This is a genomic window from Mediterraneibacter flintii (assembly GCF_055387595.1).
In genome coordinates, this window is record NZ_AP031405.1 from 3,272,400 (window position 1) to 3,285,662 (window position 13,263).

General features: G+C 39.7%; 19 protein-coding genes. All 19 read right to left on the bottom strand.

All coding sequences use genetic code 11. The annotated features are described in order from the left end of the window. Window positions 1-50 precede the first annotated feature (50 nt). A complete protein-coding gene (locus tag ACZ5C4_RS15680) occupies window positions 51-2,633 on the bottom strand; it encodes an FAD-dependent oxidoreductase (RefSeq protein ID WP_464521795.1) in 2,583 nt (860 codons plus the stop codon). 3 nt (window positions 2,634-2,636) lie between these two features. Next, on the bottom strand, window positions 2,637-3,056 hold the full coding sequence (locus tag ACZ5C4_RS15685; RefSeq protein WP_464521796.1) for a DUF134 domain-containing protein: 420 nt from the start codon (window positions 3,054-3,056) through the stop codon (window positions 2,637-2,639). Between the two features lie 150 nt (window positions 3,057-3,206). Continuing rightward, entirely contained in the window at window positions 3,207-3,971 is a 765-nt protein-coding gene (locus ACZ5C4_RS15690; protein WP_464522361.1) for a nucleoside phosphorylase, read from the bottom strand. 41 nt (window positions 3,972-4,012) lie between these two features. Continuing rightward, the gene (locus tag ACZ5C4_RS15695; RefSeq protein ID WP_464521797.1) at window positions 4,013-4,213 is read right to left on the bottom strand and encodes a hypothetical protein; all 201 of its coding nucleotides are present in this window, start codon (window positions 4,211-4,213) and stop codon (window positions 4,013-4,015) included. 44 nt (window positions 4,214-4,257) lie between these two features. Beyond that, window positions 4,258-4,737 (bottom strand): GNAT family N-acetyltransferase, encoded by a 480-nt coding sequence (locus ACZ5C4_RS15700; protein WP_464521798.1) that lies wholly within the window; start codon window positions 4,735-4,737, stop codon window positions 4,258-4,260. 56 nt (window positions 4,738-4,793) lie between these two features. After that, window positions 4,794-5,027 (bottom strand): sodium ion-translocating decarboxylase subunit beta, encoded by a 234-nt coding sequence (locus ACZ5C4_RS15705; RefSeq protein WP_464521799.1) that lies wholly within the window; start codon window positions 5,025-5,027, stop codon window positions 4,794-4,796. 50 nt (window positions 5,028-5,077) lie between these two features. After that, window positions 5,078-5,398: a hypothetical protein gene (locus ACZ5C4_RS15710; protein WP_464521800.1), complete on the bottom strand. Its 321-nt coding sequence runs from the start codon at window positions 5,396-5,398 to the stop codon at window positions 5,078-5,080. Between the two features lie 315 nt (window positions 5,399-5,713). Continuing rightward, complete coding sequence (locus ACZ5C4_RS15715; protein ID WP_464521801.1) at window positions 5,714-6,001, bottom strand: alpha/beta fold hydrolase; 288 nt, start codon at window positions 5,999-6,001, stop codon at window positions 5,714-5,716. Between the two features lie 56 nt (window positions 6,002-6,057). Next, window positions 6,058-6,636 (bottom strand): DUF1989 domain-containing protein, encoded by a 579-nt coding sequence (locus tag ACZ5C4_RS15720; protein WP_464521802.1) that lies wholly within the window; start codon window positions 6,634-6,636, stop codon window positions 6,058-6,060. 47 nt (window positions 6,637-6,683) lie between these two features. Further along, window positions 6,684-7,055, bottom strand: coding sequence for a VOC family protein (locus ACZ5C4_RS15725; RefSeq protein WP_464521803.1), 372 nt, complete (start codon window positions 7,053-7,055; stop codon window positions 6,684-6,686). Continuing rightward, a complete protein-coding gene (locus ACZ5C4_RS15730) occupies window positions 7,036-7,437 on the bottom strand; it encodes a hypothetical protein (RefSeq protein ID WP_464521804.1) in 402 nt (133 codons plus the stop codon). Before ACZ5C4_RS15730 ends, ACZ5C4_RS15725 begins: the two co-directional genes overlap by 20 nt. A gap of 36 nt (window positions 7,438-7,473) precedes the next feature. Beyond that, the gene (locus ACZ5C4_RS15735) at window positions 7,474-7,884 is read right to left on the bottom strand and encodes a DUF3795 domain-containing protein (RefSeq protein WP_464521805.1); all 411 of its coding nucleotides are present in this window, start codon (window positions 7,882-7,884) and stop codon (window positions 7,474-7,476) included. A gap of 58 nt (window positions 7,885-7,942) precedes the next feature. Further along, entirely contained in the window at window positions 7,943-8,359 is a 417-nt protein-coding gene (locus tag ACZ5C4_RS15740; protein WP_464521806.1) for a DUF3788 domain-containing protein, read from the bottom strand. Window positions 8,360-8,697: 338 nt separating this feature from the next. Then, the gene (locus ACZ5C4_RS15745) at window positions 8,698-8,946 is read right to left on the bottom strand and encodes a DUF3781 domain-containing protein (RefSeq protein ID WP_464521807.1); all 249 of its coding nucleotides are present in this window, start codon (window positions 8,944-8,946) and stop codon (window positions 8,698-8,700) included. A gap of 181 nt (window positions 8,947-9,127) precedes the next feature. Continuing rightward, entirely contained in the window at window positions 9,128-10,273 is a 1,146-nt protein-coding gene (locus ACZ5C4_RS15750; protein ID WP_464521808.1) for a 1-propanol dehydrogenase PduQ, read from the bottom strand. Window positions 10,274-10,286: 13 nt separating this feature from the next. Next, window positions 10,287-11,057 (bottom strand): DeoR/GlpR family DNA-binding transcription regulator, encoded by a 771-nt coding sequence (locus tag ACZ5C4_RS15755; protein WP_464521809.1) that lies wholly within the window; start codon window positions 11,055-11,057, stop codon window positions 10,287-10,289. Between the two features lie 20 nt (window positions 11,058-11,077). After that, window positions 11,078-11,626 carry a BMC domain-containing protein gene (locus ACZ5C4_RS15760; protein ID WP_464521810.1) on the bottom strand — a complete coding sequence of 183 codons (549 nt, stop codon included), beginning with the start codon at window positions 11,624-11,626 and terminating at the stop codon, window positions 11,078-11,080. Further along, window positions 11,623-12,966 (bottom strand): 4Fe-4S dicluster domain-containing protein, encoded by a 1,344-nt coding sequence (locus ACZ5C4_RS15765; protein WP_464522362.1) that lies wholly within the window; start codon window positions 12,964-12,966, stop codon window positions 11,623-11,625. Before ACZ5C4_RS15765 ends, ACZ5C4_RS15760 begins: the two co-directional genes overlap by 4 nt. Window positions 12,967-12,973: 7 nt before the next feature. Then, a complete protein-coding gene (locus tag ACZ5C4_RS15770) occupies window positions 12,974-13,240 on the bottom strand; it encodes a EutN/CcmL family microcompartment protein (protein ID WP_178058519.1) in 267 nt (88 codons plus the stop codon). Window positions 13,241-13,263 lie beyond the last annotated feature (23 nt).

The window sequence follows — 13,263 nt, forward strand, 5'->3', positions numbered from 1 at the left end:
AACCCTGACGAACAATGTAAAGCCTCTCCTTCACACTTTTCTTTTATTTATTAGCAGGTTGCCCCACCCTTAAGGTGCTTCTGTGCCGCTATATTTTCTGCTTTTCTTTCTAAAAGCCCGTCTTCCAAAAGCTGTTCCTGTACATTTTCAAAGCCCAGTCGTGTTACCGTATCGGCAAACCGTTCTCCTGTGATTCCCTGTTCGCGGAACAGAAGAATTGCTTTTTCTACAACATCAAGTACTTCATTTTTATCTGTAAATACTTTGTCCAGGTATCTTCCCTGCGCCACCTTTTTCCCCCAGCGGCCTCCGATATAGACGCGGTATCCGGTGATCGAATCTTCTATTGCTTTAAATGGACATTTCCCCACACAGCGCCCGCAATGATTACACAGGTTCTCATCTATCGCAATTTTCCCTTCCTCCACTTTCGCAATCTGAATCGGACAGACATTTTCTATCTGGCATACTTTACAGCCCCGACATTTTTCAAGGCTGATCTGCGGTATTTTTTGTCCGATAATTCCTAAATCATTCAAATCTGGTTTTACACAGTTGTTCGGACATCCTCCCACTGCAATTTTAAATTTATGCGGGAGCTTCACTGTATTATATCCATGATAGAATCTCTCATGGATTTCTTCTGACAGGGCAAATGTGTCAATCAGACCATACTGGCAGGTTGTTCCCTTGCAGGATACAACCGGACGTACCTTCGAGCCTGTTCCTCCCGTCTCCAATCCCGCCTGCATAAGATATTCGCGCAGAGGCTCAATGTTCTCAAACGGAACCCCCTGTATCTCCATCGTCAGGCGTGAGGTCATTGTCACTTCCCCGCTTCCGAACATCTCTGCCGCTTCCGCTATCGTTCGCGCTTCTTCTGCTGTGATTTTCCCGTTTCTTGTGATGACGCGCCCGTTAAATTTGTCCGGTGTCCGCTTGTCATGCAGAAATCCAAGCGCCTTCACCCTTGTGATTTCTTCCGCAGAAACCTGTTCCCCAGACGCCTCTGCTTTTACATCATTAAAGAATGTAGAGCCCTCCAATACAACTGTATTCTTATATCCATAATAACGCATTCTGTTCTGGAGGAAATATCCTCTTTTTCCTTTTGCACAGACAAGCAGCAGCTTTTCTTCCTTTTCCAGCCCTGGTATTTCGCCGTTTACAGAGGCAAGATTTACATAAACTGCACCACGCACAGATGGCTCTAATCCGACATCTACCACTTTATATCCTTCTGCTTTTCCTTCCAGATACTCTGCCGGAGTCATACTTATAATCGTTCCATTTAATTTATTAAGCAGTACATACACCGCCTGTACAAATGGATGAATTGCCGTAGAAAACGGCGGTGCATATGCAAAATCCGCATTTTCAAAATCTTCCAGTACTGCGCCCATATTTATTCCCATTACAGCAATATCCGTCATTTTATCCACCGCGCCTGTTCCTAAAACCTGAACACCCAGTAATTTATGACTCACCTTATCCGCAATGATTTTTGTAATGAAAAAGGAAGCGTCTGGATAGTAGTGCGCTTTATCATCTGTGGGAACTAAAGCGGTAATCACGTCATATCCCGCTGCTTTTGCCTGCGCTTCTGTCAATCCGGTACGCCCGCAATTCAAATTCGGAAGCTTCACTACGCCTGTACCAAGTACCCCTGGATATGCTTTTTTCTCTCCCGCAAGAATCTGCGCCAAAGTACGCCCTTCCATATTTGCAGAAGATCCCATAGGAGACCACTGTGGTTCCTTTGTGATCCGGTTTGTCACCATAGCACAGTCGCCTACTGCATAAATATCATCTACAGTGGTTTTTAAAGAACTATCCACTTTGATTGTCCCCTTGAACATCTCAATTCCGGTTCCGTCTAAAAATGCAGTATTCGGACGTATTCCTGCTGCCATCACTACCATCTCACAATTCAACGTTCCTGCTGACGTACGGATAGCACTTACTCTCTTGGTTCCGAGGATTTCCTCTCCCTTTGTACCTGTAATTACGCGGATACCTTCTTTTAATAAATGCTTCTTGATATAAAGCGCAATCTCATAATCTACAATATTAGGCAAAAGCTGATCTGCAAAATCAATCACCGTAACTTTGACACCTTTTGCTTTTAAATTCTCCGCTACCTCCAGTCCAATAAATCCCGCGCCGATAACAACCGCCTTTTTTACATTCTGTTCTTCCACATAAGAACGCATCGTAACCGCATCATCCGGCGTGCGCATCTTAAACACACCTGGAAGGTCTTTTCCTGGAATCGGAAGAACCGCAGGGGATGCTCCTGTTGCAATCACCAGGCGGTCGTATGTATATTCTGTCTTTTCTCCTGATTTCACATCCTGCGCCGTTATTGTTTTCTCTGCGGCATTGACAGCAACGACTTCTTTTCCTGTCTCCACCGAAACTCCTGTCAGTCCGGAATATTTCTGCGGTGTATTTACAATGAGTTCCTCTCTGCTTGCGATCATTCCGCCTACATAGTATGGAAGTCCGCATCCTGCATAGGAAATGTCCTCATCTTTTGTAAGGACAAGTACTTCTATACTGCGATCCTCTCTTTTTAGTTTAGCCGCGGTTTTTGTTCCCGCAGCAACACCTCCGACAATCAATACTTTCATTTTCTACCTTTCCTCTCTTTCTTTATCCGGCCAGGTTCCCTCCGGCCTGAACTCCTCTGCCGCAGCATCCACTTCTCTTCTTTCCTTTGTTCTGTGGCAACAGTGCCTTACATTGGCACATTCCGGCTTAAACGCCGTACATACAATGACATCTCCGCCTCCAATTACAATCTTTTTGCCGTTGACAAGAGCATCTGCCATCTTCTGTCTCGCTTCGTCGTAAATCCGCGTCACCGTAGGTCTGGAGACATCCATTTTTCTTGCACACTGCTCTTGTGTCAGGTGCTCGTAATCTAAAAGTCTTATTGCCTCATATTCATCAAATCCTATGCGGACTGTCTCTACCACTCCGCCTCTGACAGGAAGGAACTCTGTCACTGACGGTTTGGAGCAGATGCACCTGCATTTTTGCGGTCTTGCCACTGTACACACCTCCTTATACCATAAAGTATAGCACTTTATGAACATATGTCAATAACTTGCCAATAATCTCTCCTATAAATCTGAAATAGCCAAAAATTCCTCTTATATAGCCACTGTTCTATGCCTAGGAAACTCCCTATCTTCAAATATTTACATTGCCAGACCACATTCAAATGCCAAAAGCATATATTTTTGAGCATTTGTAAATCCATATAATTCTAAATCTCTGATTTCCCAAGTATCGGAGCTTAGATTATCTGCTCCGTATAAAAACTGGAGGAATGGAATTTTCCTGTATTGTGATACAGCCAACATAGAAGCACATTCCATTTCAACCGCAAGACAGCCTTCCTGCCTACGTCTGTGTATAGCAGGTATGGTTTCTCTGTAAATAGCGTCCGAAGTCCATGTTTTTCCCTTTATGTAAGAATAACCACAGTTTTTTAAAACCTGTTCCAGTACCTCGATAGAATGTGTATTCGCCTCAATCTCTTCCGAAGGTTCTATATAGTGATAGCTTGTTCCCTCGTCACGAATCGCAGAAACAGGAATAATAATATTCTCTTTCACTTTATGGTCATCCAGTACTCCGCAGGATCCAAACAATACAAATTTCTTCGCCCCCATAGCAACGACTTCCTCAAAGCCCGCCACACAGGCAGGCGCACCTACTCTCGACAAATAAAACGCAATATCTGTATTTTTATATCTGATTTTATAAACAGGTGTCATTCCATTTGCAGTATATAACTCTGCAATCTTTTCCGTATTCTGTAAGGACGAAAATTTCTGAATTATTTTTTCCGAAAAGGTGGATACACAGATTTTCGGAAAATTGGAAATCCTTTTTGTAGTATCGGAAGGTGTAAAAAATACCGGTTCTTCTATCTCATTCCTTTGAAAAATTGTTTTTATCATTATAAGCTAGCCCTCCCTGTAAACTTGAATTTTCCTTTTTATAATTTATCTATGTTTTCAAAGTACAGGGAAAGCTCTCCACATTTTGGACAGACTGCAACCTTCACTTTTCCCATCTCTTCTCCAAATATCGTTCGCCCTTTCACTAACTGCAGGCTTCCCATGGCTGTTAAATTACTGATTTGAAGGCTGTACCCTTCTGCCATTTCACAATTACATCTGTTACAAATTCGCATCATTTCACCTCCTTCATACTGCTTATCGTTACTCTGTAAGCTGGAATTTAATGTTGCAAATTTATAGCCATAATATATTCTTCACTATTTTCAGCAACAACAGTGAACCCAACTTTCTTATACATTTTTACAGCATAATTGCTTTTCTGAACGGATAAAGAAATTTTTGAATAACCAGCTAATCTTTCCACTGACAGTAGTTGTTTCAATAATGAAGTTCCAATGCCTAATCCTCTGTATTCTTTATAGATAGACATAGCAAGTGATGGGGTATCATTATCTATATGTCCATAGTCATTCATTATTCTGACCCAAATAGCCCCCACCACGTTTCCTTGAACTTCTGCTGCTAAGGCTTTATCATGTTTTCGTTTTCCAAAATCAATGATATATTCTTGTAATTCAGGACAGCCTATTATGGATTTAGATGGAGGTTCAATACCGTCTGGAATATAAATCGCTTCGTATAAAAAATTGTCTAACAAACAATATTCTTCTTTTCTCATTTCTCGTATCATATAGTCCATCGGCTCACCTCAAATTCTGATTTATTGTTCCGTTCATTTTTTCACTAAACCGAAATTTAACGTTTTCTCTTTAAATAAACAATTAGGACTATTGCCAATAGCAGTACTCCTGTAAATATAAGAAAACCCATGAAATCATCATTTACCTTGCCTGCAATAAACACAGATGTAGGGCCATCCGCCCCTCCGATAACAGAGACAGCACTATGTTCTTTTACTTTCGCTACAATTCCAAAAATAACTAATAAGAGCCCTAAAATACAGCCTATAATTCCCATTACTTTTTTCATTGGGCGAGCCTCCTCAAACTTCAATTTCCTCAGTTCTGTGAACCTGGAATTTATATCCGATATTTTTTATTTCGATTGATAGTCATATCAACTAAATGAAGCAGCATTAAAATAAAAAAAACAACAGTGGCTATCGTTATTCCCGTACCTGGTTTAACAAAATCAATAATACTGCCAAATAGAAACAGTATTGCCCCTATTTTTAACCTTTTTCCAACGACTCTGCATATTTTCTGTGTATTTAATCCAGAATAATCTCCTGCAAGAAACAATATACTTCTTTTTGTATTCTTCGATTTAATGAAATATCTTCCAACTGCATAAAGAAAAGCTGCTGTCAATAAATCAACGATTATAAGTACGAGCTTCACCCTTTAAATCCCCCCTATTACCTTTATTACTTTCGCTTGTCAGTTTCCAATTTATCACTCGCCATACAAACCAAAATTTTCTAATTCTCAGCGTCTATTATAAGTTCCAAACGCTTAACCATCTTTTGAGGATAGACTTGCTTATCTCCATACCAGTATTGAAGATGTCCCTCATATTTAGGTATGCTCCTTAGCATAGCATAATTATTACATGAGTCGAAGGTTCGCCATATTGTTTTATAGCTTATAAAATGCAGGACTTTAACAATGCATTTTAAATCTTCCTTATTATAATCGTCAGTAGAGAAGGCTTTTTCAAGAAATCCTAATCCTCCGATTTCCCTCATAGAAACCATCAAGAATATCTATTGTTCTGATTTTATATCTTATCAGCAATTTTGCTAAGCTATCAGCAATTTCTTCTACACTTGTAAAATCTTCATTGGGATTTTCTTCATCATATCCAGGAAGGGCAGGAATAATAAGATGATACTTTTCTTTAAGTAATGGTATAACATTCTCAAAATAGTCCCACATAAATACGGAAGGATATATTAGTACGATTACTTTTTCTCTATTTGCTCCATATTCATACATTATCATCAAATCATCCCCATAACTTCTAAATTTATTTCTTGCTATACAAACGGGGATTTGTTCTAGTCAATAATGATTTTAACAGGTGAACATTTACCACTATTACACTTGCTTTCAGATACGCTACAAGCGGCAACTCCGAGTGTAATATTCAGCAATGCTTTTATTACAATTTTATCTCCTGCTTTGGAAATAGGTGCTTCTACTGCAATACTTCCATTAGTATTGATTTTCGTGTGCATAAATAAATTGACAGGTGTGATAATAGGGCGTTGCTCATTAAGGGCATTATTGATATTATCGAAGCAGTTTGGGTGTCCTTTGCTGTTGTGATAGAAAAAATCATACATTTCTGGTCGACAACATGGGTGTAATAAATCATGTTCTCCGACATCATCTAAAAGCACTTTCATCATGGGGTGATACAGATTTGTATAAATGATATCTCCAATTTCTAATTTTAAGGACTCATTACAATCAATCGTTACTCCTGTTGATAAAAATTCATTTTGGCTATCTGTTACTTCTGCAAAAAAATCAACTACTTGCCCACCTTCTATATCAATTACGGTAATATTTTGACCTTGATTAACATCAATCTTTATTCCTGAACACGCTGGTATTATATATTCTTCGCTCATTATTTTGCCTCCATAATTTCTAATTTTTCTACCCGACAAGCTAGAATTTATCGCATGCAGGCATTAACAAATTTCATGGGTACGTCCATGCGTTCTGCTACTTGTTCTGGTGTCATTCCACTATTTAAGAAACGTTTGCATACTATTTTCATGTTCTCCCCAACTTCGATAATATGTTTATCTGGATCATAGAAACGAACAACGCGCTGTCCCCATGAATGTTCTACAATAGGGTGGACATATTCAACATCACATTCTTTCAACTTATCTGCAAATTCATCAAAATTATCTTCTTCAAAGTAAATTTCAAAGTTATTACCACCAAAAGAAACATCTCTTTTCCCGATAAAGTCTTTATATGTTTCAACTGTCTGTAAAGCCAAACCGCCTGTTAAAGTTTTATTTGCTCCAAAATCCATAATCACATGAGTTTTTTCTAAACAGTACCATTCCTTTATAAATTATAAAAGGAATTGAGCCAATTATTCCGACCAATGTATAAAATGGAAATGTCATAAATCCAATAAAAATTTTAGGAGCAATAGGTGTCAGCCATTTTTTTGCTATACCAATATAAAAAATAACCCCTGTGGCTATTCCAGCAAAAAGCCAGCCGAACAAAATAATACTTTTTGTAAATCCTACCGGCTCTGGAACAGACATATTATAACGGGCTAAAAGTGCAATAAACTCAGGGTCTTTAAGTTGATTTATTTCATTGACTGCAAAGAAATATCCAATTACACAGCCACTAATTAAAAAGATACAAATAAATAAGAGTTGCTTTAATTCTTGCTTCATACTCATCTTCCTCTAGATTGATAAATTAAGATTTTGCTATTTCATTTTTTCTTGACATTCGCTACATTCTCTATCATGAATAGAAATAATCCCACCACATTTAGAACAAGTATATTTTATTTTCTGCTGTTCCATGAAATGATCCAAATCTTGTTCTTGAACAAAACAGCTATTTTCTATAAAACTTACTTGATATCGTTTGTTATAGCTTTTCTCAAGGTTTTTAATCAATTTACATGGATATTCAGCACATTCAAAACAATAGGATAACTCTTTTGCTTGAATACAGTCCTTTATTTTGCATTTACGACAATGTTCAGGTTTCCCTTTATCACTATTCAAGCACCCAGCACAAGGCTTTTTATGGTAACAGTGTTTATAACAAACTTTGCAATTCATTCCGCATGGAGCAAACATACTTATATCAATTTTTTCTGGCATTTTCATAGTTGTCTACTCCTTTCGGTAAATGTCAATTTAGCCTAGTTATATCAACTGGAATTTATTATCCTCTGCGAATATCAAGCAATCGAAATATATCCATATACATTTTTTCTCTATCTTCTAAATCAATCATCAGCCACCTTTGTCCGTTACCCATTTCTGTCTGTTTATAAATTTCCCTTAATTCCGTGGTACATTCAGGTAAAATAGCTTCAACAGCTTCCTTCTCTTTTTGTCCAACCACAACTAATACTGTAAAATATCCTTCTTTGGGATACACTGTACAAAGACTTTTTCCCGCTTTTTTAAACTTTACATTCCAACCATGCTCCCAACTACAAGAGCTAAACTCTATTTTTTCATTACATTTATATTTTGTTTTGATTTCCATACAAAATTGAAGGAATACTGGATTATTAACATATTCCCCAATTTCTTCTAATACAGGACTATACATTCTATTTTGAATATCACTCATATAATAACGCCTCCTCATAAAATTTTAATTTTCTCAGTTCTATAAACTACTGTTTTTATAATTCTAAATCTTTAAAGTATCGCTTCTTATCCACAATAAGTTTATAGCCATCAGATAATACTTGATAAGTTCCTGTATCTAACGGTGTTGTAACCCACGACGTTCTACTATTCCAAATTCAACTTCTTTTCCGTCACTGTACCACGCACGAATAGAAGTGCAAGCACCATAATATTCCGTTTGCTGTTTATAGACCTCCCCAAATTCTTGCGTAAAATGTTGATTTGCAATCATATCTAATTTATTTGAAGTGACGATGACAACATCTAAAATAGAATTTACTTAACAATATGTGCTGTGATAATTGTATAACTATATGAATTGATAGTAATTTTTATATTTTCAACTTCACAATACCAATTCTTTCCCTGTTTGTATATATTGCAATTTTTATCCAACATCTTATTTTTACAATACTCAACAACATTTACTGTATCTATTTTCAGGTTTCTTTTAATTCTACCAACTCCCATTTCAGTTGTATGAATTTTGTCAATATTATCAAGTAATATCTTTTTATCTTCCATTCAAGAAGTATTCCTCTCTCCACTCAGTTAATTTCAATTATTCTTTATGCATATTATAGCATATCTTTTTGAAATTCACTGCAAAAACAAAGACGGAGCTGTGCAATGCCTGCCATTGGCATCACACAACTCCGAATTGTATTTCTTATATCTATTTTTTCTAAATGATTCTTCCGATTATTTACCACAGTTTTTTGTATATCTCGATCACATCTTTTTTTCTCGGCACTCTTGGATTTGTCTCTGTGCAGCCGTCTGCCAGGGCGGCATCTGCCATCCTGTCGATTGCTCCGAAATATTCTTCCTCTGTAACTGTCCCCATCTGTGAAACAGAAAGCGGAATATCCATTTCTTTCAGCATAAACTGTACCCAGTTTACCAGAGAGCGCACTGTCATAATCTCATTATAGCTGCTTAAGCCAAGAATCTGTGCGACTGTGGCATATCTCCTTACTGCCGGCAGATATTCTGTACGGCTCTTACTGTGCTTGTTAATATCACTATTAAATTCAATGATATGTGGAAGCAGCATTGCATTCGCACGTCCATGCGGAATGTGGAATGTCGCTCCAAGCTGGTGCGCCATACCATGATTTAAGCCCAATGACGCAGAGTTAAAAGCAAGTCCTGCCAGACAAGAAGCAGAATGCATCTTCTGCCGCGCGTGGGTATCGTTTCCATCCAGATATGCGCGAAGCAGGAATACACCGCAGATTTCAATAGCTTTCTCCGCCAACGCCGTAGAAAAGTCATTTCTATTGATGCTCACGCATGCCTCCAGGGCATGTGTAAATACGTCCATTCCTGTGTCTGCCGTAATAGAAGGCGGAACACTCTTTACCAGTTCTGCATCTAAAATTGCTTCATCTGGAGTAAGGGAACGTGATACAAGCGGATACTTCATCTGGGCTGCCGGTTCAGAAACTACGGCAAAGGAAGTTACCTCTGACCCAGTCCCGCTTGTCGTAGGGATCGCAATCAGCCCGACCTCTGCGTACTGCTCTACCCGAAGAGCAAATTCGCGGATAGATTTAGAAGAATCTATAGCAGATCCGCCTCCTACCGCAACAATTGCGTCGGGTTTGTATTCCAGCATTTTCCGGACGCCCTCACTGATTTTTTCAATCGGAGGATCCGGCACAACATCTTTAAAAATCTCAAATTCTTTGTTTCCCCGTTTCAGAGGTTCTGTCACCAGGTCAATCATGCTGCCTTTCGCCACAAACGGATCTGTGACGATCAATACCCTCTTGTAAGGTATTTCGGCAAGGCGATCCAATGCCTGGTCTCCAAAAAATATTTTCGTCTTAATATCAAAGCTCTTCATAAGCGCCCTTCCTCTATTCAGGATAAATACACTCTATCCCCAATTCTTCAAACTTCTGAAGCCAGCTTGCTTCAGGTTTTTCATCCGTAACGACAGTTGCGACATCCTCCAGAGAACCAATTGCCGTAAATGCTGTTTTATCGAATTTACTGCTATCCACCGCCAGAATCCTCTTCTTTGCAGATTCTAACATTGTCTTTTTGTTATTTGCATGCAGTTCATCTGAATCCGTAATTCCGGAAAACAGGTCAATTCCTTTGCAGGAAATAATTGCTTTATCCACATGGTAGGAACGCAGCATTTTATCTGTCTGCGGCCCTACCAGCGCAAATGTACCTTCTCTTGAGACACCGCCCGTTGAAAGAACGTTCCACTCCGGCGCATCAAACAATTCAATGATAATCTCAATAGAATTTGTGATAACCGTCAGGTTTTTACGTTCTTTTTCTTTCAACATTTTTGCGATATAGACTGCTGTGGAGCTTGCGTCCAGCATGAGACTGTCTCCATCATGCACGAGCTTTTCAACCTGCTCCGCTATTCTCTGCTTTCCTATTACATTCCGGTTTTTTCTGACATTGAAGGGCAGATCAATATTTACATTCTCATTGATCACTGCTCCCCCATAACTTTTGATGGCATACCCATCATTGACCAGTTTCTCCAAGTCTCTTCGGATCGTCTCTTCAGACACATCATAAATACGACTCAGTTCACTTACAACTACACGTCTTTCAGCCTGCAGTTTATCCAATATTTCATTCCGTCTCTCTATTGCAAGCATCGCACTGCCTCCCGGTAATTTTACAAAATAGCGTCTCGAATCTGAGCATCTGGATGTGCAATAACAGAAGAATCAAGGAACATACCTCTGTCTGCTATCGACTCCTTCGCTCTTTCAATTGCCGCTTCTACAGCTGCAACTTCTCCTGTCAACATAAGATAAGATTTTCCGCACATACCTCTGGCGATTCTAAGCTCAATCAAATCTACAATCGCCGTCTTTGCGGCCTCATCTGCCGCTACAATAATAGAAGAAGCATCATAAGTTTCTAAGATTCCCAGAGCTGAAACATCTTCAATATTCGCAGCTCCATAGATAGCCGGAAAAATGGACTCATGTGGGTTACCAAGTACAAAACTGTCAATCAGGTGCAGGCCATGCAGAGCTTTTGCGTTATCAACAGCCGCTTTTACCGCGCTTAAGTCACCTGAAATGATTGCGATATATTTTCCCGGACATACTGTCTGTGCTTCGATGATATTGACTTCAGAGGTTTTTACCATAGCGTCCACCGCTGTAACACCCGCTGAAACAGTCTTATATTCTACCATTCCAATTGCCTTACTCATTTACCTGCACGTCCTTCCTGAGTTTCTATGATTATATATTTCTCATTTACTTCACTTACCGTACCATTTACAGAAGCGTGTATTCCTACACTCAATCCCTTCCCTGGTTCAGCAATCATCTGTCCCTTTGTTACCTTATCTCCCTGCTTTACAATCGGCAGAGCAGGAGCACCGATATGCTGGCTCAACAAAATTCTTACTTTCTTTACAGGCACTTCTGATTCATCCAATGGCGCTTCCTTGTTGTATTTTGTCAAATCCAGTCTTGCCATCAAACGTTCCATAGGAACTTTGCGGAACTCTCTTTCCGGCCCTACCGGTTTTGCCTCCACCTTAGGAGGACGGATTCCGTTTGCCCGAAGTCCTGCCTTATATTCTGCCATCAGGCTTCTAGGAGAAAGTCCCTGGAAGCAAGAGTACAATTCACAGACACCACAGGAGGAACAGAACATTGTATTGATGAAAATATTCGGCTCCTGTACGTCCTTGCAGGTAGCTGCCAGCATAAACTTATTCGGTTCAATCGGATGTCCCAGCAGATGTCTTGGACATAGATCCGTACACATCGAACATTGACAGCAACAGGCTGCCGCCCGTTTCATATCAATGGAATTTTTCTTTAACTTTTTTTGAATAATATAATGATCCTCTGGAAGAACCAGAATCGCATTCGTCGTCTTTGTCACCGGCTGTGCTCCGGTTCCGATATTTCCCATCATCGGCCCGCCGACAAAATATACCGGATTCGGCGTCGTCACCCGTCCTGCAAGCGCTACGACTTCATCTAACGGTGTCCCTATCGGCACACGCACTGTCACCGGATGCTCTACCTCCGCGACAACAGATACCAGTTTATCCTCCACAGGAGTTTTGTCATTAAGCGCCCTGTATACATTGTATACTGTCTCTACATTGAATACGGCAACGCCGCTTTCTATAGGAAGCCCGCCTGGTCTTACGACCTTGCCTGTGACTTCATAAATCAAAACCACTTCATCACCTGCCGGATATACTTCATCTAAAAGTCCCAGCTTTACTTCCGGATATTCTCCGATTACATCCTCTAACGCCGCAATTGTCTTTTTGTATGCCTTCTTGATTCCAATAATTACTTCTTTTGCACCGACTGTCTTTCCAATCAGATGGAAAGTGTCTACAATTTCCTGTGCGTATTTTTCCAGAAGCTGTCTATGTAATCTCAGTAGTGGTTCACATTCTGCACAATTTAAGATAATCGTCTCTGCACGTTCATCTAACTTTGCATATGTTGGAAAGCCTGCACCACCTGCACCAACAATACCGTTTTGTTGCAATATGTTGCTTAATTCTTTCATATCCATAATTTCACTACTCCAGTCCTGTTCCATCGTCAATAATTCCAACGATTGCCGCATCGACAGGCGCGTCCGGCATGCCGCTTCCAATCCGCGCCGCACTGCCCTGTGCCACCAGCACAAACTCACCTATTCCCGCGCCAATCTTGTCAATCGCAATGAGTTGTTTTGCACCGGACTGCATATGCTCTAACACATCCACAATCATAAATTTATTGCCGACTAAATTTTCACATTTCCGTGTTGAAACAACACTTCCTACCACTTTTCCTACCAGCATGTCATCCTCCCTATTGCGATTGA